Source organism: Pantoea sp. RSPAM1 (genome assembly GCF_038816185.1).
In the GTDB taxonomy this organism is placed as follows: Bacteria; Pseudomonadota; Gammaproteobacteria; order Enterobacterales; family Enterobacteriaceae; genus Pantoea; species Pantoea ananatis.
In genome coordinates this window covers 689,931-710,290 of record NZ_CP046137.1, presented here as the reverse complement: position 1 = coordinate 710,290, position 20,360 = coordinate 689,931, and the positions used below count along the sequence as shown (strand labels likewise).

Genomic DNA, 20,360 nt, shown 5'->3' with positions numbered 1-20,360 from the left:
GGTAACTGTCTGATTAGAAGAAGAAAATGGTTGCGATTTCCGCGTTACTCAAGCGTGATTCAGGCCCAGAAAGTCCAGAATTTGCGGGAAATGGCGTTCGAATCCAGTAAATGCATGATTTCCGCCCTCTTCCACCGTATGACGGCACGCGCTGTAGTAGTGGAGCGCCTGGCGGTAATCGAGCACTTCATCGCCGGTTTGTTGTAGCAACCACAGTAAATCAGGTGCTTCCAGCGGTTCAATCTGCATCACTTTCAGATCGTAAATGTGGCGAGACTCTAACACATATTGCTGACCGGTGTAGGGATTCTGATTCTCCCCTAAAAAATCCACCAGCAACTCGAACGGCCGCACGGCAGGGTTAACGACCACTGCAGGCAACATAAAGCACTGGGACAGCCACGTCGCGTAGTAACCGCCCAGCGAGGAGCCCACCAGGCCCATTTCACGCCCGCTGTGACTTAACACGATGTCTTCCAGCATCGCCGCGGCCTCGGCCGGAAAAGTGGGAAGCTGCGGCACAATCATCTCTATATCGGGATGATTGTGACTCAGCCACTGTTTGAACAGCGTCGCTTTCGCTGAGCGCGGGGAGCTGTTAAAGCCGTGCAGGTAAAGCAGCGCCTTCATCCGTCAGTATCCTTCGGCATCTAGATCGGGGCAGAACGCCTGGGTGGTGAGCCGGTTCACTTCTGTATCAAGCTGACCGTCATTGTGCAGCGTAAACCAGCGCCAGCCTGGCGCAAGGGTATCAATGGTAAAGCTGGTGCAGTGCGGTTTGAACTGCACGCAGGTGGAAGGCGTGGCCAGCACGCGGCGACCGTGCCACGCCATATCCATTTCCTGATGGATATGGCCGCACACCAGCGTTTTTGCCAGCGGATAGTGCTGTAACACGGCATCAAGCTGATGGGGATTGCGCAAACTGTGTTGATCAAGCCAGGTGCAGCCTGAAGCAAGCGGATGGTGGTGTAGCAGCACCAGCGTATGACGCAGGGGAAAGCGCGCGAGAGCGTTATCAAGCCAGTCGAGCTGATAGTCGCTTAACATGCCATGAGGCACGCCGAAGACCTGACTGTCCAGCAGCACGACCTGCCAGTGTTCGCCCACCAGCACATGCTTGTGTGCGTTGATGCCGGCCCTGGCCAGCGTATCCACCATTGCCGGCTGGAAATCATGATTACCCGGCAGCCAGACGCAGGGTTTTGGCAGGCGCGAAATGCCCTCAACAAAATGCTGATAGGCTTCGACCGAGTGATCCTGAGAGAGATCGCCGGTGGCCACAATGAGATCATAGTCGCGCTGTTGTGCGATGATCGCGTCCAGCACGGCGTCATAACTCGACCAGGTATTCACTCCCAGCAGCGATTCGTGTTTTCCTGCGAACAAATGCGTGTCCGTCACTTGCAGAATCCGCACCCCAGATTCTGTTGCCGCAGGAAGAGTTAGCAGGCTATCCAAAGCGTTTCCTTCGTCTCTACGCCATTCAATGCATTATACGTATCAGCAAGCCGGTACTGCCATCGCGCCATGCGTCAGACAGTAGCGTAACCAGTCAGCGAGGAACTGATTGATTTGATGCTTTTCATCACGCTGATTCATCTTTTTATTCGGGTAATCATAACGCGCTTTAAACCGATAGATCTGCTGTGTTGAACACACTTCAGCGACCATGGCGTCATGATACAGCCTGACAGACATGGAAGGCAGGCTCCAGTAACTCACCGCCGGTGCCGTCTGGCGAATTTCAACAAGAGTAGTGTAACGTGTTGATTCTTCAATTGTTAACTGATAGCGGGCGCCGCTCACCTGATAGCTAACCGATGCGCCTGCCTCGTCATCGCGCGGGAGCAGACGGCGTAACTGGGCGAAATTGGTTTCGCACAGTCGCATCATCTCGGGGAAATCAGGGATATAGCGCTGTTTCATTTTTACGTCCACTCTTCTCGAAGTTCTTTATGGTGCAGTGCCAGCCATTGCAAGGCGATGACAGATGCCGCGTTATCAATAATCCCCTGTTCCACCCAGTGGTAAGCCTGTTCACGGCTTACGACATGCACAAGAATATCCTCATTCTCTTCCTCCAGGCCATGGCATCCTGTTGCCAGGCCGGCATCCACTTCTCCCACCATAACCGATAAACGTTCGCTGGTGCCGCCCGGGCTGGCCAGATAGTTCAACACGGGCTTCACCCGGCCAACGGTCAGACCGGCTTCTTCTGATGCTTCACGGCGCCCCACCTGTTCCGGGGTTTCACCGGGTTCAATAATGCCCGCAATCATTTCCAGCAGCCAGGGCGTGGGGCTGCAGTCGAAGGCCGGAATGCGGATCTGCTCAATCAGCACCACTTCATCACGGATGGGATCATAAGGTAGCAGTACGGCAGCATGGCCGCGCTCAAAAACTTCACGCGTCACTTCTCCGCTCATGCCGCCTTTAAACAGACGATGGCGAAAACGGTAGCGAACGATGGAAAAAAAACCGTCGTAGGCCGTTTCACGTGCAATAATTTCTACATCATTTTTTGTGAAAGTCACAGGTGATGTTTTATTGTCCTTCATCGTTTGGTTCCTTTTGCAGATTGGGATGACACAGATAAAACACAAGCCCGGGCACTATCTTAATAGTCATTACAGAGTTATTTACCTGAAACACGCAAATATGGCACGTTCAGCCACCTTATCTCACAGTTGCCCTCTGCTAGAATCTGCGATAATTTTTGGCTTACCGGCGGCACTATCATTGCGATTTGCTGCAACAAAAGGAATGCAAATGAAAAAACTGCTCCCATTATTTATTGGGCTGAGCCTGGGCGGTTTCAGCGTCGCCAGTCAGGCAGAAAACCTGCTTCAGGTTTACCAACAAGCGCGTTTAAGCAACCCGGACCTGCGGAGCTCCGCTGCCACTCGCGATGCAGCGTTTGAGAAAATCAACGAAGCGCGCAGCCCTTTATTACCACAACTGGGTTTGGGTGCAGATTACAGCTATGCAAATGGCTATCGTGATAGTAGCGGTATTCATTCCAACACGACCAGTGGCACACTGCAATTGACGCAAACCATTTTCGACATGTCAAAATGGCGCGCGCTGACGCTGCAGGAAAAAACCGCAGGTATTCAGGACGTCACCTATCAGGTTGCCCAGCAGGATTTGATTCTGAATACCGCGACGGCCTATTTCAACGTGCTGAAAGCCATTGATACGCTTTCTTACGTCGAAGCACAGAAGATGTCCATCTACCGCGAGCTGGATCAAACCACTCAGCGCTTTAACGTGGGCCTGGTGGCCATTACCGACGTGCAGAACGCCCGTGCCCAGTATGACAGCGTGCTGGCCAATGAAGTTACTGCGCGTAACAATCTGGATAACTCGGTGGAGTCTCTGCGTCAGATCACCGGCATGGACTATCTGGCACTGGCCTCACTGAACATCGATCGCTTTAAAACCACCAAACCTGATGACGTGAACGCGCTGCTCAAGCAGGCAGAAAGCCGTAACCTTAATCTGCTTTCTGCTCGCCTGAATCAGGATTTAGCCCGTGAACAGATTCGTTCTGCGGAATCAGGCCACCTGCCAACGCTCGATCTGACCGCGTCTACCGGTCTGTCTAACAGCAAATACGGCGGAAGCCGCGCTGAGCAGAGTGCAAACTCAACAGACTCGATTACCGGCAACAGTAAAGTCGGCCTGAGCTTCACGCTTCCGCTTTACAGCGGTGGCAGCGTGACCTCACAGGTGAAGCAGGCGCAGTATAACTTTGTCAGCGCCAGCGAACAGCTGGAGGCGGCTCACCGTTCTGCGGTTCAGACGGTTCGTTCTTCTTATAACAACGTGAATGCGTCCGCGAGCAGCATTGCGGCGTACAAGCAAGCCGTGGTTTCTGCGCAGAGTTCATTAGACGCCATGGAAGCCGGTTATCAGGTCGGTACGCGTACCATCGTTGACGTGTTGAACGCCACCTCAACCCTGTATAACGCCAAGCAGCAGCTGTCTGATGCGCGTTACAGCTATCTGATTAACCAGCTGAATATCAGCTATGCGCTGGGCACGCTGAACGAGCAGAGTCTGGGCATTCTCAACAGCCAGTTGGGCAAAGAGATCTCTACCTCACCGGAAACCGTTCAGCCCCAGAACGTTCAGCAGGTACTGGGTGAAGATCACATCGCGAGTTCTTCCGAAACCGCGACGGCACCAGTGCGCCCGGCCGCCCATAAAAGCAGCCGTAACCCTTTCGCTAACTGATCGCCCTGCGGGCCGCTTTGCGGCCCGCTTCTCTTAAAAACGTATAACTAAGTAAAGATCCCCGTCCTGCCTGGCCGTTAGCTTCATTTCTCGCCACTCATCCCCTATTCTATGCGCTACCTTTGGGCACAGGATATTTATAATGAAACGGACTAAAACGATTCGCTATGCCGCCTTTCGTAAGAGCTGGCAAGCAAGACACTTAACGCCTGTTGCTATCGCTGTATCAGCGGTATTTATGCTGGCAGGCTGTGAACAAAACGACGAAACCGTCTCGCTCTATCAGAACGCCGATGACTGTACGAAAGCCAATCCCGGCCAGAGTGCGCAATGCACCACCGCGTTTAACAACGCCAAAAAGGAAGCGGAACGCACCGCACCGAAATACGCCACACGTGAAGACTGCGTGGCGGAATTTGGTGAAAACCAGTGTCAGCAGGCACCTGCGCAGGCTGGCGTGGGCAGCACCAATGCCGAGTCGCAGCAAAGCGGCAGCTTCTGGATGCCGCTGATGGCGGGCTATATGATGGGCCGCATGATGGGCGGCGGCGCGGGTTTTGCGCAGCAGCCGCTGTTCTCACCTAAAACGCCAAACAGCCCGGCTAACGGTCAGTTCGTTGATGCGTCCGGCCGTAACTATGGTAACGCCACCTCCGGTAAAACCATGACGGTTCCTAAAACCGCCATGGCGCCTAAGCCGACCACCACCTCAACGATTACGCGCGGTGGATTTGGTGAAACGGTCGCGAAGCAAAACAGCATGCAGCGTAGCAGCAGCGCGTCCGGCACCTCCAGCCGTTCGCTGGGAGGCTAACCCCGCTTATGCAACGCATCGCGATTTCAGAGCGCCCGGGCTGGCGGGAAAAAGCCACGGAGTTTGGTTTTCGTTTTCACACCATGCACGGTGAGCCCTACTGGTGTGAAGATGCTTACTATCAGTTCACGCTGGCGCAGATTGATTATCTTGAGGACGTCACCGCCGAGCTTCATCAGATGTGTCTGCAGGTCGTGGAAAAGGTGGTGAACAGCGAAGCGCTGCTCACCAAATTTCGCATTCCTAAGCACACCTGGGACTTTGTGCGTGATTCATGGATGCAGCGTCAGCCCTCGCTTTATTCGCGCCTCGACCTCGCATGGGACGGCAAAAGCGATGCCAAACTGCTGGAGAACAACGCCGACACGCCGACGTCGCTGTATGAGGCGGCGTTTTTCCAGTGGCTGTGGCTCGAAGACCAGCTGAATGCCGGTCAGCTGCCGCAGGGCAGCGATCAGTTCAACAGTCTGCAAGAGAAACTCATTGAACGTTTTACGGTGCTTCATCAGCAACAGGGGTTTAACTGGCTGCATTTCGCCTGCTGTCGTGATACCGATGAAGATCGTGGGACAGTGCAATACCTGCAGGACTGCGCCACGGAAGCCGGACTGCCGAGCGAATTTCTCTATATTGATGAGATAGGGCTGGGGGAAAAGGGCCAGTTTACTGACGCCCAGGATCAGGTCATCAGTAATTTGTTTAAGCTTTATCCGTGGGAATTCATGCTGCGCGAGATGTTTTCGACCAAGCTGGCCGATGCGGGCGTACGCTGGCTGGAGCCGGCCTGGAAGAGCATCCTGTCCAATAAAGCGCTGCTGCCGCTGCTGTGGGAGATGTTCCCGAATCATCCTAACCTGTTGCCCGCCTGGTTTGCCGAAGACGATGTGCCACCGATGGAGAAATATGTGGTTAAGCCGCTGTTCTCGCGCGAAGGGGCCAACATTCGTATTGTGGAAAACGGCAAAGAGATCGCCCGTGTGGACGGTCCTTACGGCGAAGAAGGCATGATCGTTCAGCAGTTCCACCCGCTGCCGAAATTTGGCGACAGCTATACCCTGATTGGTAGCTGGTTGATTGACGATCAGCCTGCGGGCATCGGCCTGCGCGAAGATCGCGACCTGATCACCCAGGATCTTTCGCGCTTCTATCCGCACGCGTTCATCGAGTAGCGCTTTCTTCCAGGCCAGCACGCTGGCCTGATTTTCCTCTAGCCGACCTGTACCGAAAGCATACTGATTGCGCCCATTTCCATACCTTCAACAGGCACGGTTACGGACTCGCCTGGCTGACGGGACCCCAGCACGTACAGCAACGGCAGGAAGTGCTCCGGCGTGGGGTTGGATAATACCGCATCCGGATGCTGCATAAAATTCACCAGCGGATGGGAATCTGCTCCGGCGTCAACCGCCAGATTATCGCGCACGTAGTCGTTAAATCCGGTCGCCCAGGGGTAAGCATCGCCGCCGCCCCAGAGAACTTTTCGCAGGTTGTGCACGACATTACCACTGGCGACGATCATCACGCCCCGATCGCGCAATGCAGACAGTTTTTGCCCCATTTCAAAATGCCAGGCCGCAGGCTTGCCGCTGTCGATGCTGAGCTGGACTACCGGAATATCCGCCTCAGGATACATTTTAATCAGTACGCCCCACGAGCCGTGATCGAATCCCCATGCATGATCCTGATGAACCGGCACGGGCGATAAAATCTCAGCAATTTCATTTGCCACTTCAGGCGAACCCGGCGCGGGATAGCGGGTATCAAAAAGCGCCTGCGGAAAACCGCCAAAGTCATGAATGGTGCGCGGGTTTTCCATCGCTGTGACCGCCGTTCCCTGGGTGTACCAGTGAGCCGAAATGGCCAGGATGGCCCGCGGTCGTGGCAGCGTGGCGCCGGCTTTACGCCAGGCTTCGGTGTAGCGGTTTTCTTCTAACGCATTCATCGGGCTGCCGTGTCCCAAAAACAGTGCTGGCATACGTAACTGGTTCATAGCGATCCTTAATGTGTTCACTCTATGAGCACTACGATACGCTGTTTGCTGGGGTTATCACGCGGATAAGCATGATGTTCTCTGTCAGGAAATTTGAACGAAAGAGATGAGTCAGATAAGCAGGAAGGATGGGAGAAGAGGTGAGGCAATCAGGCCAGTATTTCTGGCCTGACAGTAAGCCGGTTAGCTGGCCTGACGCGTTTCGTGCTCGCGACGATAGGCAACCAGATCTTCAATCGTCACGACCGGCATCGCATGCTGTTTAGCGAACAGGATCACTTCAGGCGCATGCGCCATAGAGCCGTCGTCGTTGGTCAGTTCACACAGTACGCCCGCAGGTTTAAAGCCCGCCAGCGTGACCAGATCGATGGTGGCTTCAGTGTGACCGCCGCGGGTCAGCACACCACCATCGTGGGCACGCAGGGGAAAAACGTGGCCCGGACGGTTCAGATCTTCGGGTTTCGCGTCGTCAGCAATCGCGGTACGGATGGTGGTAATACGATCCTGCGCGGATACGCCGGTGGTGACGCCCTTTGCCGCTTCGATGGTCACGGTAAACCCTGTGCCATAGGCGCTGGTGTTGTTGTCTACCATCATCGGTAATGCCAGCTGCTGGCGGCGTTCTTCGGTCAGGCAGAGACACACGATACCGCTGCCGTGGCGAATGGTCAGAGCCATCTGCTCAACGGTCATGGTTTCGGCTGCGAAAATCATATCGCCTTCGTTTTCACGATCTTCATCGTCGAGCACCATCACACCGCGTCCTTCACGGAGTGCGGCGATAGCACGTTCTACACGCTGTTTCGGCGTGCCAAATTCAGAAAGTAGAGTCTGATTCATGGTAATAAAACCTTATAGATGTATTGGGTTACCAGAATCAGGGCAAGCTTAGGAGTGACGCCGTATAGACGTAGCAATGACGCAAAACAGACATAATGCCTGACAGATGTCGTTACCCTCTCCCATCCGGACTTTAACCGTCGGCCCCGGAATTTCACCGGATCTGCTGACCTTCACCATCACAGTGAAGCGCTCGCGGGCTGTCAGCCTGGGCTGATTTACCGCCGGTGGGGAATTTCGCCCCGCCCTGAGAATAAGCGTTTTAACTATAACGCTTCCTGTTCGGGGCGGCAATGTACAAAGCCATTATTGCTTTAGCATTTTTTGCGCTAAGGATTTCAGGTTTAACCTTTTCAATTCAGGCATTACACTTAAGTGACTCTAGCGTTGGTACAATGCTGCCATAGCAACCCGTAACCAGGAAACCATCATGATCGACACGAAAAAAATTGAACAAATGGCCCGTCAGGTTCATGACGCGCTACCGAAGGGCATTCGTGAATTTGGCGATGATGTCGAGAAGAAAATCCGGCAGACGCTGCAGGCACAAATGACCCGCATGGATCTGGTCAACCGTGAAGAGTTTGATGTCCAGACTCAGGTTTTACTGCGTACGCGTGAAAAACTGGCGGCGCTGGAACAGCGTCTCGCTCAGCTGGAAAGCAAGAGTTCAGCGTCTGCTGCGCCCGCTGCCACCAGCACACCCGGCCCGGCGCCTGCCATCGTGCCAGCCGCGCATCCTGCGGACAAACCGGCTAAATAAAGGGCGGGCGGGAGGCCAGGCTCCCGCCGCCATGACTCAGTCGCCGCGAATGGTTTTGATGATATTGGTGGTCGAGATGCCATCTTCAAAGTTCAGCACCCGTACGTCACCGCCATTGGCCCAGACTTCCCGGCTGCCCGCGATATCTTCTGGTTTGTAATCCCCGCCTTTTACCAACAGATCGGGCAATACGCTGGCGATTAAGCGCTGTGGCGTGTCTTCTTCAAACAGCACGACCCAGTCCACCGCTTCCAGCGCACCCAGCACGATCATACGGTTTTCCTGCGGGTTCACCGGCCGGCTGTCGCCTTTGAGGCGTCTGGTGGACGCATCGCTGTTTACCGCGACAATCAGGCGATCGCCCAGCTTGCGGGCGTTAGCGAGGTAGGAAACATGCCCGGCATGCAGAATGTCGAAAACGCCGTTGGTCATCACCACTTTTTCACCGCGCTGACGCGCCATGACGACGGCCTCTTTCAGTTCGGCTTCGGTCATGATGCCAAAACCGCGCTCTGGACGCGCATGAATGGCGTTTTCCAGCTCCACGATGCTGACGGTTGATGTCCCCAACTTCCCAACAACCACGCCTGCAGCGGCATTTGCCAGGAAACAGGCTTCTTCCAGTGAATCGCCTGCGGCTAAGGCTGCGGCCAGCACGCCAATGACGGTATCCCCGGCGCCGGTCACGTCAAACACTTCCTGCGCCTGGGTCGGCAAATGCAGGGGCGCTTTACCCGGCTGCAGCAGCGACATGCCGTTTTCAGACCGCGTAACCAGCAGGGCGGAAAGGTCGCAGTCGGCGATTAGCTTCATGCCGCGTTCCACAATCTCATTCTCTGTCTTGCATTTGCCAACCACGGCTTCGAACTCAGACAGGTTGGGCGTCAGCAGCGTCGCCCCGCGGTAGCGCGCAAAATCCGTGCCTTTAGGATCGATCAGCACCGGTACATTCGCCTCGCGTGCCAGCGCGATCATCTGCTGAACGCTGTCCAGCGCGCCTTTGCCGTAGTCCGACAGCACCACCGCACCGCTGCGAGACAGTGACTGACGCATTTTTTCGTGCATCGGGGCGGCGTCTACCTGCTCAAATCCCTCTTCGAAATCCAGACGGATGAGCTGTTGGTTGCGAGAGAGGACGCGCAGTTTGGTAATGGTGGGATGGCTTTTTAAGGTGACAAAATCGCAGTCAACACGAACATCCTTCAGCGTTTTACTCAGTACCTGAGCCGCATCGTCTTCCCCGGTCAGTCCGATCAGACGGGAACCCGCCCCCAGCGCAGCAATGTTCATTGCCACGTTAGCGGCGCCGCCTGGGCGTTCTTCAACGGTTTCCACCTTGACCACCGGCACCGGCGCTTCAGGCGAAATACGGCTGGTGGGGCCGTACCAGTAACGATCCAACATGACATCGCCAACGACCAGCACCGAGGCCTGGCCGAACGCGGGCAGAGTAACTTTCATTCCAGACACTCCAGACTGCATTCAAAATAGTGCGCGGATGATAACACAGTTGCGACAGGTGCTATCAGCATCACGCCGTGAGAGATTTCGCTGACTGTAACCACCGCTGCCAGCTGGCGTTGACCGACGCTTTCTCCTGGGCAAAGGCCTCCGGTTCAACGTGCCCTGGCTGCGCCTGAAGCGCCAGATGATGCAGCGCATCGCGCAGCGTGACATAAGCATGCGTGAGCGCTGCCGCTTCCTCGTCAGACATTTTGTGGTGGATGGCCATCAGTTCAAAAATCCGCACATTGTCTGACCAGCGCGTCAGGTCGGGCTGCTCCGCCGCATAGCGCAGGACCAGGTACTGGGCGATGAATTCAATATCCGTAATGCCGCCTTCGTCGGTTTTGATCTCCCAGCGCCCTTTATGTTTGTTGCTCAGATGCGCGCGCATTTTATCACGCATCTCTCTGACTTCCGTTTGCAACGCTGCCGGTTCACGCGGCAGGCAGAGAATGGCCCTACGGATGGCGGTGAAACGTTCGTTTAGCGCCGGCTCACCATAGACGACACGGGCGCGGACCAGCGCCTGATGCTCCCATGTCCAGGCTTCGTTGCGTTGATAGTCCTCAAAGGCTTCAAAAGTACTGACCAGCATGCCAGCCGCGCCCGAAGGCCGCAGACGCGCATCCACTTCGTACAAAATCCCGGACGACGTACGGGTGCTGAACAGATGCATGATGCGCTGCGCCAGCCGCAGGTAAAACTGCCGTCCGTCTATACTGCGCTCGCCCTGCGTGACGGCTTCCATCGGGCAGTCGTGCAGGAAAACCAGATCGAGATCGGAGCTGTATCCCAGTTCCCATCCGCCCAGCTTGCCATAGCCCAATACCGTAAAGCCCCGTTCATGTTCATGCTCAAGGTGCGACGGTCGGCCATATCGCTGCACCATCATATTCCACGCCTGCTGCACCACCGATTCGATAATGGCCTCGGCCAGCCAGGTTAAGTGATCGCTCACTTTCATCACCGGCAACGTGCCCGCAATATCCGCCGCCGCGATGCGTAACAACTGTGCCTGTTTAAACTGGCGTAATGCTTCAAGCTGCTGCTCTTCATCATCCGCAGGAATGCGCATCAGGTACTGACGCAGCTCATCCCGGTAGGCATCTGTGGCGGTTGGCTGATAGAGCGTGGCGGGATCAAGCAACTCATCCAGTAACAGCGGATAGCGTGCCAGCTGGCTGGCCACCATCGGTGAAGCTGCACAGAGACGAATCAGGTGACGCAACGCGCCGTGATACTCGGTGAGCAGCTCAAGGTAGGTACTGCGGGTCAGAACACTCAGCAGCAACGGCGCCAGGCGGCTGAAGGTCACCGCGGCATCGCTGCGTAAACAGACTTCACTCAGCAGTTGAGGCATCAGCTGATCCAGCGCCTGACGGCCGCGCGGGCCGATAGTGCGGTGACTGATATCCTGGCGAAACGCTTCCAGCGCCTGATTGAGAGCATGACACTGCGTGGTATCCAGTTGTGGCACCAGCGGGGCCAGCTCAGTGTCCTCCAGGCTGTCGTGCCACAGCATGTTAAAATCAGCCAGTTCGGGACGATCGCCCACATCCGGCGTATCCTCACCAATTAACTCATCGAAGATGGCACGCACGGCGGCCATATGCGTTTCCAGCCGGGCGCTCAGCGCAGCCCAGTCATCACAGCCCATCGCCCATGCCAGCCGGGCGCGGGGTAACGCCTCTTCCGGCAGCGTTTGCGTTTGTTCGTCCGCCAGACTTTGTAACAGGTTTTCCAGCCGACGCAGAAACAGATAAGCCGCGCGCAATGCCGCAACCTGCTCGGATGGCAGCAACGCCAGAGATTCAATAGCAGACAGCGTAGGTATCAAGGCCCGGAGCTGAAGCGAGCGCTCACGTCCGCCACGAATCAACTGAAAGACCTGCACGATGAATTCTGTTTCGCGGATCCCGCCCGCGCCCAGCTTGATGTTGTTTTTCAGCCCGCGGCGACGCACTTCACGCGCGATCATCGCTTTCATATTGCGTAATGACTGAATGACGCTGAAATCGATGTAGCGGCGATAAACAAAGGGCCGCAGCATCTGCTGCAGTTCCTGGCTCCAGCGATCCTGCTCATCGCCCATCAGCCGCGCCTTCACCATGGCGTAGCGCTCCCAGTCGCGGCCCTGCTCCTGGTAATAATCTTCCAGGGCGGCAAAACTCATGACCAACGGCCCGCTGTCGCCAAACGGGCGCAGGCGCATATCGACCCGGTAAACAAAGCCGTCGGCGGTGGGCTGATCGAGTACTTTGATCAGGCGCTGGCCCATGCGGGTAAAAAACTGCGCATTGTCGAGTTCACGGCGACCGCCGCGCGTGGTGCCGTTTTCCGGCCAGGCAAAAATCAGATCGATATCAGAGGAGAAATTCAGCTCGCCGCCGCCCAGCTTGCCCATTCCGAGGATCAGCAGCGGCTGTGGTTCACCCGCGGCATTGCAGGGCGTGCCGAATTCGCGACAGCAGTCCTGATAAACCCAGTGGCGCGCGGCGTCGATCAGCACCTCGGCTAGTACGCTCAGCTGCTGCAGCGTCTGCTCTGTCGTGGCTAGCTGTAAGCACTGCATCCAGGCAATGCGAACCAGCATGCGACGGCGAAACAGGCGCAGCACGCGCATCAGGCTGGCTTCACTGTCCACCGCCGCCATGTCGTTGCGCAGCCACTGCGCGTAGTGCTGCCACTCGTCGGCCCCGGGCGACTGTGCGGCAATCTCCTGCCACCAGTGCGGATTCTGTTGCAGGTTATCCAGCACAAAATCGCTGAAGGCCAGACCGGCAAGCTGCGCCTCGCTGAGAGCGGTATCCGCAAGAGCGAGCTGTTCAACTGCCCGCGCGGCCTGCGTGCGCAATACGGTGGGTAAGGATGGCAACATGTTCTCTCCCTGATAGCGTGCTGTAGGACTTAGCGTGGCGAACCGCTGGTTAACCAAAAGGGTGACTGTTTCATCGCCTGCGCCGTTAACCAGTCCAGGCTGGCGTGCTGCTGTTCCCTGATTGCGCGCTGCAGCTGCTGCCACGGCGCCAGCCAGTCGTGAACGGCATCCGGCGAGTAAGCGCCCGCCAGCAAATGCACCGCCAGCAGCTGTCGATCCAGACGGGTGGCCTTGTCCTGATACTCATTCACCTGATGGACGGTACTGAAGGTTTCTTTCAGATCGGCATTGATGCGGCCCAGCATGATGTCGCCAAAGCGTTTAAACGAACCGTTAAGCTTGGTTTGCCCCTTTTCATCAATCCACTGCCGCCAGTGGGCCTCAGCTAACCAGTGAGTAAGTGCTAACTGGGTTTCTACCGAGAGAGCCGAAAAACAGAAGCTGTCGGCATCGACGTCTTCATTCAGCAGCGTTTCTTCCAGTGTGGTCAGCTTCTGACGCAGCTCGCTACTGGCCTTGCGCGGGACTACCGCCCCAAACAGCGCAAACGCCTGACGCAGAACATCCAGCGCCTCACGAACCGCTTCTCTGGCGCGCTTATTGCCACGCAGCCACACTTCTTCATGATATTGCCAGTGGTGAAGGCCTGCCGCCATGGCCGCCGCCATGCCCTCTTCCACCGTGGCTTTCGCCCCGGCTTTTAACAGCGGAAAGGCGGTTACCTCACGCGGAGGATTACCTTTGGCTAACTGATAGCCGCGCGCCGCCTTGCTCAGGCTGCCCATCCGCAGGTCGCCCACGGCCGCTAACTGCTGAGCAAACGTCAGCAACTCGCTGCGCTGGCCACCTTTTAGCTCAAGCTCAACCTCTGACAGAGGTTCGCTCAACTCCCCCGCCGTCACGTCGCCCCGATCGCAGGCAATTTCTATTTCACTACTGCCCGCCGTGACTACCCAGATCTCTCGTTCAAAATGGGTACTGAACAGCGGCTGCAGGCGCTGCTGTAGCGCTGCCACGTCCGTTCCTTCCGGCCAGATTTCTGCGGGCAGACGGCGGATGTCCAGCGTTGGCTCAGTGAGGTCAACGTTGTATTCGCCGCGCTGATGTAGCCCACCCAGCGTTTTGCCGGCGGTTTTCAGCGTCATTTCGTAGCGTTGATCAACGCCCCGAATGCGCAATCCCATATTCCAACGACGTAACTGATTATCGTCGGTTTCAAAATAGATATTGGTCAGCTGACGGGCAGCCTGGTGCTGATGCGGAAATGCCGCCAGCCGTTCTGCCAGTTTCCCGGCAGCATTGGGTTTAGCAATGAACTTAAGTTCGATCTCGATGGTCATATTTTTTTATTCACTAACGCCACTGGCACTTAAGGATATATTCCCTGCCTGTTTAAGGTTATCTTCTGCTGCATCCACTGAGCTGAAGGTTAGGGTTTTCAGGCGAAGAGTAATGCACAGAAGCCGGACTGTCTCTGCTTTCTTTGTGCTTTCGCTACCCTTTTCGCACTGTCATGAGACCAGGATAGTTCTCATTCAGATTTACGCGAAGCCTCTACAGACTGTGCCGGTAAATTATCTTTAATTTTTAAGCAAAACGAAATCTAATGAAAAAAATCACACTCGCTGGAATCACTTTGCTGGCCCTCAGCACCCTTGCACCTGCTCACGCCGATGAAAAACGTTACGTTTCTGACGAATTATCCACCTGGGTTCGTAGCGGTCCCGGCGACCAGTTTCGCCTGCTGGGCAAGCTGAATGCGGGTGAAGAGGTACAGCTGCTGCAGACCAATGATGCCACCAAATACGGCCAGGTACGCGATGCCGAAGGCCGCACCGTCTGGATCCCCCTGTCGCAGCTGAGTGAAAATCCCAGCCTGCGCACCCGGGTACCGCAGCTGGAACAACAGGTTAAAGACCTGACCGCCAAGTTAGCCAATATTGATAACAGCTGGAATCAGCGCACCGCCGAAATGCAGAACAAAGTGGCCAGCAGCGACAGCGTGATTAACGGCTTAAAAGAGCAAAATCAGAAGCTGAAAAACGAACTGATCGTGGCGCAGAAGAAAGTCAGCGCCGCTAACGTTCAGCTGGATGACAAACAGCGCACGATCATCATGCAGTGGTTTATGTATGGCGGCGGCGTGCTAGGCGTCGGTTTGCTGCTGGGGCTACTGTTGCCGCACATGGTGCCGCGCCGTAAGAAAAACGATCGCTGGATGAACTAACCTTTTCCACCGCTCGCTAAAAAGGGGGATCGAAAGATGCCCCTTTTGGCCTGTCTGCAATATGTCGAATTTGTGCAACAATAGAGTTTGTGCCCGTCTGGTTTCAGGTGCCGGAAGCCCACAGACGCGCAGATCACTTATTTATCTCTGGAGTTGTGCGTGAAGACGTTTCTTGTTGGCGGTGCAGTACGCGATGCGCTGTTGAAGTTGCCGGTTAAAGACAAAGACTGGGTGGTGGTAGGCGCGACCCCGGAAGCCATGCTGCAACAAGGCTACCAGCAGGTCGGCCGCGACTTTCCCGTGTTTCTGCATCCCGAGAGCCGGGAAGAGTATGCGCTGGCGCGTACTGAACGGAAGAACGGGAAAGGCTACACCGGGTTCACGACCTGGTCGGCGCCAGACGTCACGCTGGAGCAGGATTTACAGCGCCGCGATTTGACGATTAACGCTATTGCCCGCGACGAGCAAGGCGAGCTTTACGATCCCTACCACGGACAGCAGGATATTGCCGACCGGCAGCTGCGCCACGTTTCCGATGCCTTTAGTGAAGATCCCCTGCGCGTGCTGCGCGTCGCGCGTTTTGCCGCGCGCTTCGCCCACCTTAATTTTCGTATTGCAGACGAAACGCAGGCGTTGATGCGACAAATGGCAGAGAGCGGCGAGCTGGCCGATCTCACGGCCGAACGCGTCTGGAAAGAGACGGAAAAAGCCCTGTCCTCCCATAATCCCCAGGTTTACTTCCAGGTGCTGCGCGACTGCGGCGCCTTGCAGGGACTGTTTCCGGAAATCGATAACCTGTTCGGCGTGCCGGCGCCCGCCCGATGGCACCCGGAAATTGATACCGGGGTTCACACGCTGATGGCGTTAACCCTGTCTGCTGGCCTGTCGGAAGCGATTGACGTGCGTTTTGCGACGCTGTTTCACGATGTCGGTAAAGCCTTAACGCCGGTTGAAAAATGGCCCAGCCATCACGGACATGGCCCGGCAGGCGTTCCACTGGTCGCTGCGCTGTGTCAACGGCTACGCGTGCCGAATGCGATCCGTGATCTGGCGCTGCTGGTCACGGAGTTTCACGACATGATGCATACCATTGAGCAGCGCCCTGCCGACGCGTTGATTGGCTTATTTGACCGTCTTGACGCCTGGCGCAAACCCGAGCGGGTTAACCAACTGGCGCTGTGCAGTGAATCGGATGCCCGCGGACGCGGTGGCCTTGCCAACATGCCTTATCCTCAGGGCAACTACCTGCGATGTGCGTTTGCCCTGGCTCAGGCCGTGTCATCTAAGGCGGTCGTGGAGGCGGGATTTAAAGGGATAGAGGTACGGGAAGAGCTCACGCGACGTCGTATTCAGGCTGTCGAACAGGGCTTAGCGTAACGCGGCCAGTTGCCCGACCGCGTTACCCTGTGGCTTACATAAAAATCATGTACACCGCGCCCGCCACGATAAAGCGGTAGATGGCAAATGACACGAAAGAGATGCGTTTGATCAGCTCAAGGAACACTTTGATGGCCAGCAACGCGACAACGAATGCGGTGATAAAGCCCACCGCAAACATCGGGAAGTCGGCCATCGTCAGGAAACCGAGGCTTTTATAGAGATCCAGCCCTGTCGCCCCGATCATCATCGGTACGGCCAGGATAAACGAGAACTCGGATGCGGCATAGCGGCTCACGCCCATCAGCATCCCACCTGAAATGGTGGCACCGGAACGTGAGAAGCCCGGCCACAGCGCCAGACACTGGAAGCAGCCAATCATAAACGCCTGACGATAGGTGATATCATCGATACCTGGTGATTTTGGCTGTTTCGGTTTCAGGAATTCCGCTGCCAGCAGTAGTAAGCCCCCGACCACCAGCGCATACATCACGTTAATCGGATTAAACAACGTTTTAATCTGATCGTGCAATGCCAGACCCACCACCACCGCAGGGATCATGCCCAACAGGATATGGATCAGGGTTAACCGACCTGTGCCGACACCTTCATGTTTAACTTCACCAAAGTGAATGCCGATCAATCCAAACAAACGCCGCCAGAACATCACGACGACGGCTAGAATGGAACCTAACTGAATGACCACTTCAAAGGTTTCTGCTTTGTCGCCCTCAAAGCCCAGCAGGTGCCCCACTATAATCATGTGCCCGGTAGAAGAGACCGGTAAGAACTCGGTTAACCCTTCGACCACGCCCAGGATTGCAGCTACCCACAGCTGATGAAGATCTGCCATCAATGAATTTCCTCTGTCCGTTTTAAAACCATGAAAAAGGCGCTAGCTGTTGCGCTATCGCCCTAAATATTATCTGCTTAAATCTGAATCAAACCTTAAGCTCAACTGCCGTTTAGTCTGTCATATCGAAGCGGCACGTGCTGAGACAAACAGTAATTTGGTTTGGTTTCATTGTGATGGCAATCACATCGTAATTATTTAGGAATAGTCCCGCGCTCAATTCGCACGCCAACCTGCGCTGCCTGAGCCACCGCGCCCGGTTTGGCTACCCTGATGCGCACGCCAGGTGAATTGAAACGGTTCATCAACAGATCCGCAATTTCTTCCGCTACCCGCTCCACCAACGCAAAACGCTGTCCCGTCAGGTGCGACAGAATCGCTTCTGAAACATCGGCATAACTCAGGCAGTCTTTCACATCGTCGCTGGCGGCGGCCTGACGGTTATCCCACGCCATTTCTACGTCAATCACCAGCTTCTGCTGAATTCCCTGCTCCCAGTCGTAAACCCCTATCGTGGTGAAGACGGTGAGTTGTTCTATAAAGACGATATCCATGATGATGCTCTCTGTTTTTGGTCGCGCCGGATACCACTTCCGGCAGATTGTGCGTATTATCCATGGTAGACGTGATCAAAACGACCCCAAAGGAAACGGGACGGTGTTATGAGTGCTTTCGCGCTTGGAATGATTATTTTCGCGTATCTGTGCGGTTCAATTTCCAGTGCGATTCTGGTTTGCAAACTCGCCGGTTTACCCGATCCCCGCACCCACGGTTCAGGCAACCCGGGCGCAACCAACGTACTGCGTATCGGCGGCAAACTGGCGGCTGCGTCTGTACTGGTATTCGATATTGTGAAAGGGATGCTGCCCGTGTGGCTGGCGTACCTGTTTCATGTGCCTCCGCTTTATCTGGGCCTGACCGCCATTGCCGCCTGCCTGGGCCATATTTATCCGGTGTTTTTCCGCTTTAAAGGCGGCAAAGGCGTGGCGACCGCCTTTGGTGCGATTGCCCCCATCGGCTGGGATTTGACCGGACTGATGACCGGCACCTGGCTGCTGACCGTGCTGCTAAGCGGCTACTCCTCGCTGGGGGCGATTGTCAGCGCGCTTATCGCGCCGTTTTATGTCTGGTGGTTTAAGCCACAGTTTACGTTTCCGGTTTCCATGCTCTCCTGCCTGATTTTACTGCGTCACCATGACAACATTCAGCGCCTGTGGCGCGGTCAGGAAAGCAAAATCTGGAAGCGAAAAAAGAAAAACTAAGCGTAAAAAAAGCCGGTTAACCGGCTTTTTTGATCTCAGATGGCAGGCAGTTCCGACAAGGGCCAGCGCGGCCTGACGCTCACGCCCAGTTCTCCCCGCGTGCCGCCTTTCAGGCGCACCATACCCGCGTAGGCAATCATCGCCCCGTTATCGGTACAAAATTCAGGACGGGCATAGAACACCTCACCGCCCCGCTTTTGCATCATCACGGCCATCTGTTCACGCAGAGTGCGGTTAGCGCTGACGCCGCCCGCAATGACCAGACGTTTAAAACCCGTATGATCCAGCGCGCGTTTGCATTTAATCGCCAGCGTATCGACCACCGCATCTTCAAACGCCCGGGCGATATCGGCGCGGGTTTGCGCGTCATCGTCATTGCCACGAATGGTATTCGCGGCAAACGTTTTCAGGCCTGAGAAACTAAAATCCAGCCCCGGACGATCGGTCATCGGACGTGGAAAGGTGAACCGCCCGGCGGTGCCCTGCTGCGCCATTTTCGACAGCATCGGGCCGCCAGGGTAATCCAGCCCCAGCAGTTTGGCGGTTTTATCGAAGGCTTCGCCAGCGGCATCGTCAATCGACTCGCCCAGCAGTGTGTATTCGCCAATACCGGTGACGCTGATTAACTGCGTGTGACCGCCTGAAACCAGCAATGCGACAAACGGGAACGCGGGCGGATTCTCTTCCAGCATCGGTGCCAGCAGATGACCTTCCATATGGTGCACCGGCACCGCAGGGACCTTCCACGCAAAGGCCAGCGCGCGTCCAACCGTTGCGCCCACCAGCAACGCGCCCACCAGGCCCGGTCCGGCGGTATAGGCGACCGCATCAATTTGCTGTGGTGCCAGGTTGGCCTGCTTCAGGGCCGCCTGGATCAGCGGCACCGTTTTGCGCACGTGATCGCGTGATGCCAGTTCCGGCACCACGCCGCCGTAATCGGCATGCAGTTTTACCTGGCTGTACAACTGGTTAGCCACCAGGCCAGCCTCATCATCATAGATTGCGATGCCGGTTTCATCGCACGATGTTTCAATACCCAGAATTCGCATTGCTTCACCTCATTCTTGCGGCGCGCAGTTTAGCATAGCCCTTGCACGAAAAGAGGATGCAATCCACGCAAAAAGTCATTTTCTGCTGCCTAAAGAGTGCGCTATACTCCCGCCCCTGGAAAAAACCGGCAGCCGCACAGGCAAACGCTCCTGTTGGTTCTAAATTATCCATGGTGCTTTACAAGCCGACGCGAGTTGGAGTAAAATGCTGCACCATTTTGAAATGTGCTGGCGCCGCAGTCAGCAGCAAAACCGAATTTTATTGAGGTGAGAGTTACATGCCGGTAATTAAAGTACGTGAAAACGAGCCGTTCGACGTAGCACTGCGTCGCTTTAAGCGTTCCTGCGAGAAAGCAGGCGTTCTGGCTGAAGTTCGTCGTCGTGAGTTCTATGAAAAACCAACGACCGAACGTAAGCGCGCTAAAGCATCTGCAGTTAAGCGTCATGCCAAAAAACTGGCTCGCGAAAACGCACGCCGCACTCGTCTGTACTAATTTCCCGGAGGTTCGCCTCCACAGCGTGATAAACGCAGACCGAGTCAAGTAAAAGGCCGTGCTTT

The 20,360-nt window shown here is 55.8% G+C and carries 20 protein-coding genes and 1 riboswitch; of the genes, 8 read left to right on the top strand and 12 right to left on the bottom strand.

Annotated elements, in window-relative coordinates; translation table 11 throughout:
* Positions 1 to 48: 48 nt before the first annotated feature.
* Genes yqiA through nudF form a run of 4 tightly spaced genes read right to left on the bottom strand, consistent with a single transcriptional unit; the run spans position 49 to position 2,561 of the window.
* Positions 49 to 630: an esterase YqiA gene (gene yqiA, locus GKC68_RS03970; protein ID WP_028723575.1), complete on the bottom strand. Its 582-nt coding sequence runs from the start codon at positions 628 to 630 to the stop codon at positions 49 to 51.
* A 3-nt stretch (positions 631 to 633) separates the two neighbouring features.
* A complete protein-coding gene (gene cpdA, locus GKC68_RS03965) occupies positions 634 to 1,461 on the bottom strand; it encodes a 3',5'-cyclic-AMP phosphodiesterase (protein WP_028723576.1) in 828 nt (275 codons plus the stop codon).
* 42 nt (positions 1,462 to 1,503) lie between these two features.
* Positions 1,504 to 1,929, bottom strand: coding sequence for a DUF1249 family protein (locus tag GKC68_RS03960; protein WP_014605031.1), 426 nt, complete (start codon positions 1,927 to 1,929; stop codon positions 1,504 to 1,506).
* 2 nt (positions 1,930 to 1,931) lie between these two features.
* Entirely contained in the window at positions 1,932 to 2,561 is a 630-nt protein-coding gene (gene nudF, locus GKC68_RS03955) for an ADP-ribose diphosphatase (RefSeq protein ID WP_064366646.1), read from the bottom strand.
* A 211-nt stretch (positions 2,562 to 2,772) separates the two neighbouring features.
* On the opposite strand from nudF, the gene tolC reads away from it, so the two are divergent.
* The 3 genes from tolC to GKC68_RS03940 all read left to right on the top strand — a co-directional run bounded on the left by tolC (position 2,773) and on the right by GKC68_RS03940 (position 6,225).
* A complete protein-coding gene (tolC, locus tag GKC68_RS03950) occupies positions 2,773 to 4,242 on the top strand; it encodes an outer membrane channel protein TolC (RefSeq protein ID WP_014605030.1) in 1,470 nt (489 codons plus the stop codon).
* A 142-nt stretch (positions 4,243 to 4,384) separates the two neighbouring features.
* Positions 4,385 to 5,056: a DUF1190 family protein gene (locus tag GKC68_RS03945; RefSeq protein WP_013027244.1), complete on the top strand. Its 672-nt coding sequence runs from the start codon at positions 4,385 to 4,387 to the stop codon at positions 5,054 to 5,056.
* An 8-nt stretch (positions 5,057 to 5,064) separates the two neighbouring features.
* Positions 5,065 to 6,225 (top strand): glutathionylspermidine synthase family protein, encoded by a 1,161-nt coding sequence (locus tag GKC68_RS03940; protein WP_047714548.1) that lies wholly within the window; start codon positions 5,065 to 5,067, stop codon positions 6,223 to 6,225.
* Positions 6,226 to 6,263: 38 nt separating this feature from the next.
* Here the strand turns inward: GKC68_RS03940 and ygiD are convergent, their stop codons facing one another.
* Positions 6,264 to 7,046 carry a 4,5-DOPA dioxygenase extradiol gene (gene ygiD / locus GKC68_RS03935; protein WP_058706402.1) on the bottom strand — a complete coding sequence of 261 codons (783 nt, stop codon included), beginning with the start codon at positions 7,044 to 7,046 and terminating at the stop codon, positions 6,264 to 6,266.
* 183 nt (positions 7,047 to 7,229) lie between these two features.
* A complete protein-coding gene (ribB, locus tag GKC68_RS03930) occupies positions 7,230 to 7,886 on the bottom strand; it encodes a 3,4-dihydroxy-2-butanone-4-phosphate synthase (protein WP_028723580.1) in 657 nt (218 codons plus the stop codon).
* Between the two features lie 110 nt (positions 7,887 to 7,996).
* Positions 7,997 to 8,145, bottom strand: a riboswitch (FMN riboswitch).
* A 171-nt stretch (positions 8,146 to 8,316) separates the two neighbouring features.
* On the opposite strand from ribB, the gene GKC68_RS03925 reads away from it, so the two are divergent.
* Complete coding sequence (locus GKC68_RS03925) at positions 8,317 to 8,649, top strand: accessory factor UbiK family protein (RefSeq protein ID WP_342656601.1); 333 nt, start codon at positions 8,317 to 8,319, stop codon at positions 8,647 to 8,649.
* Between the two features lie 36 nt (positions 8,650 to 8,685).
* Here GKC68_RS03925 and hldE read toward each other — a convergent pair whose 3' ends face one another.
* The 3 genes from hldE to GKC68_RS03910 form a co-directional block, all read right to left on the bottom strand.
* Positions 8,686 to 10,110 (bottom strand): bifunctional D-glycero-beta-D-manno-heptose-7-phosphate kinase/D-glycero-beta-D-manno-heptose 1-phosphate adenylyltransferase HldE, encoded by a 1,425-nt coding sequence (gene hldE / locus GKC68_RS03920; protein ID WP_264228280.1) that lies wholly within the window; start codon positions 10,108 to 10,110, stop codon positions 8,686 to 8,688.
* A 70-nt stretch (positions 10,111 to 10,180) separates the two neighbouring features.
* Complete coding sequence (gene glnE, locus GKC68_RS03915; RefSeq protein ID WP_264215251.1) at positions 10,181 to 13,033, bottom strand: bifunctional [glutamate--ammonia ligase]-adenylyl-L-tyrosine phosphorylase/[glutamate--ammonia-ligase] adenylyltransferase; 2,853 nt, start codon at positions 13,031 to 13,033, stop codon at positions 10,181 to 10,183.
* A gap of 29 nt (positions 13,034 to 13,062) precedes the next feature.
* Entirely contained in the window at positions 13,063 to 14,373 is a 1,311-nt protein-coding gene (locus GKC68_RS03910) for an inorganic triphosphatase (protein WP_206115240.1), read from the bottom strand.
* 266 nt (positions 14,374 to 14,639) lie between these two features.
* Between GKC68_RS03910 and GKC68_RS03905 the strand changes: the two genes are divergently transcribed.
* Together GKC68_RS03905 and GKC68_RS03900 are read left to right on the top strand one after the other, a co-directional pair.
* Positions 14,640 to 15,260 (top strand): TIGR04211 family SH3 domain-containing protein, encoded by a 621-nt coding sequence (locus GKC68_RS03905; protein ID WP_047714553.1) that lies wholly within the window; start codon positions 14,640 to 14,642, stop codon positions 15,258 to 15,260.
* A 159-nt stretch (positions 15,261 to 15,419) separates the two neighbouring features.
* Positions 15,420 to 16,637 carry a multifunctional CCA addition/repair protein gene (locus tag GKC68_RS03900; RefSeq protein ID WP_342656600.1) on the top strand — a complete coding sequence of 406 codons (1,218 nt, stop codon included), beginning with the start codon at positions 15,420 to 15,422 and terminating at the stop codon, positions 16,635 to 16,637.
* A 34-nt stretch (positions 16,638 to 16,671) separates the two neighbouring features.
* On the opposite strand, the gene bacA is transcribed toward GKC68_RS03900, so the two are convergent.
* Both bacA and folB read right to left on the bottom strand, forming a co-directional pair.
* Positions 16,672 to 17,490, bottom strand: coding sequence for an undecaprenyl-diphosphate phosphatase (gene bacA / locus GKC68_RS03895; RefSeq protein ID WP_028723586.1), 819 nt, complete (start codon positions 17,488 to 17,490; stop codon positions 16,672 to 16,674).
* A gap of 194 nt (positions 17,491 to 17,684) precedes the next feature.
* A complete protein-coding gene (folB, locus tag GKC68_RS03890) occupies positions 17,685 to 18,044 on the bottom strand; it encodes a bifunctional dihydroneopterin aldolase/7,8-dihydroneopterin epimerase (RefSeq protein WP_013027255.1) in 360 nt (119 codons plus the stop codon).
* A gap of 108 nt (positions 18,045 to 18,152) precedes the next feature.
* Here folB and plsY point away from each other — a divergent pair, with 108 nt between their 5' ends.
* Complete coding sequence (gene plsY / locus GKC68_RS03885; RefSeq protein WP_028723587.1) at positions 18,153 to 18,752, top strand: glycerol-3-phosphate 1-O-acyltransferase PlsY; 600 nt, start codon at positions 18,153 to 18,155, stop codon at positions 18,750 to 18,752.
* A gap of 35 nt (positions 18,753 to 18,787) precedes the next feature.
* Here the strand turns inward: plsY and tsaD are convergent, their stop codons facing one another.
* The gene (gene tsaD, locus GKC68_RS03880; protein WP_013027257.1) at positions 18,788 to 19,801 is read right to left on the bottom strand and encodes a tRNA (adenosine(37)-N6)-threonylcarbamoyltransferase complex transferase subunit TsaD; all 1,014 of its coding nucleotides are present in this window, start codon (positions 19,799 to 19,801) and stop codon (positions 18,788 to 18,790) included.
* A gap of 278 nt (positions 19,802 to 20,079) precedes the next feature.
* Between tsaD and rpsU the strand changes: the two genes are divergently transcribed.
* Complete coding sequence (rpsU, locus tag GKC68_RS03875) at positions 20,080 to 20,295, top strand: 30S ribosomal protein S21 (protein WP_001144069.1); 216 nt, start codon at positions 20,080 to 20,082, stop codon at positions 20,293 to 20,295.
* Positions 20,296 to 20,360: the final 65 nt, after the last annotated feature.

Coding starts and splice junctions, on each gene's coding strand:
- nudF (WP_064366646.1), bottom strand. CDS start 2,561: ATGAAGGACAATAAAACATCACCTGTGACTTTCACAAAAAATGATGTA.
- bacA (WP_028723586.1), bottom strand. CDS start 17,490: ATGGCAGATCTTCATCAGCTGTGGGTAGCTGCAATCCTGGGCGTGGTC.
- GKC68_RS03905 (WP_047714553.1), top strand. CDS start 14,640: ATGAAAAAAATCACACTCGCTGGAATCACTTTGCTGGCCCTCAGCACC.
- glnE (WP_264215251.1), bottom strand. CDS start 13,033: ATGTTGCCATCCTTACCCACCGTATTGCGCACGCAGGCCGCGCGGGCA.
- yqiA (WP_028723575.1), bottom strand. CDS start 630: ATGAAGGCGCTGCTTTACCTGCACGGCTTTAACAGCTCCCCGCGCTCA.
- GKC68_RS03940 (WP_047714548.1), top strand. CDS start 5,065: ATGCAACGCATCGCGATTTCAGAGCGCCCGGGCTGGCGGGAAAAAGCC.
- ygiD (WP_058706402.1), bottom strand. CDS start 7,046: ATGAACCAGTTACGTATGCCAGCACTGTTTTTGGGACACGGCAGCCCG.
- ribB (WP_028723580.1), bottom strand. CDS start 7,886: ATGAATCAGACTCTACTTTCTGAATTTGGCACGCCGAAACAGCGTGTA.
- tolC (WP_014605030.1), top strand. CDS start 2,773: ATGAAAAAACTGCTCCCATTATTTATTGGGCTGAGCCTGGGCGGTTTC.
- tsaD (WP_013027257.1), bottom strand. CDS start 19,801: ATGCGAATTCTGGGTATTGAAACATCGTGCGATGAAACCGGCATCGCA.
- folB (WP_013027255.1), bottom strand. CDS start 18,044: ATGGATATCGTCTTTATAGAACAACTCACCGTCTTCACCACGATAGGG.
- GKC68_RS03960 (WP_014605031.1), bottom strand. CDS start 1,929: ATGAAACAGCGCTATATCCCTGATTTCCCCGAGATGATGCGACTGTGC.
- plsY (WP_028723587.1), top strand. CDS start 18,153: ATGAGTGCTTTCGCGCTTGGAATGATTATTTTCGCGTATCTGTGCGGT.
- GKC68_RS03925 (WP_342656601.1), top strand. CDS start 8,317: ATGATCGACACGAAAAAAATTGAACAAATGGCCCGTCAGGTTCATGAC.
- rpsU (WP_001144069.1), top strand. CDS start 20,080: ATGCCGGTAATTAAAGTACGTGAAAACGAGCCGTTCGACGTAGCACTG.
- hldE (WP_264228280.1), bottom strand. CDS start 10,110: ATGAAAGTTACTCTGCCCGCGTTCGGCCAGGCCTCGGTGCTGGTCGTT.
- GKC68_RS03945 (WP_013027244.1), top strand. CDS start 4,385: ATGAAACGGACTAAAACGATTCGCTATGCCGCCTTTCGTAAGAGCTGG.
- GKC68_RS03910 (WP_206115240.1), bottom strand. CDS start 14,373: ATGACCATCGAGATCGAACTTAAGTTCATTGCTAAACCCAATGCTGCC.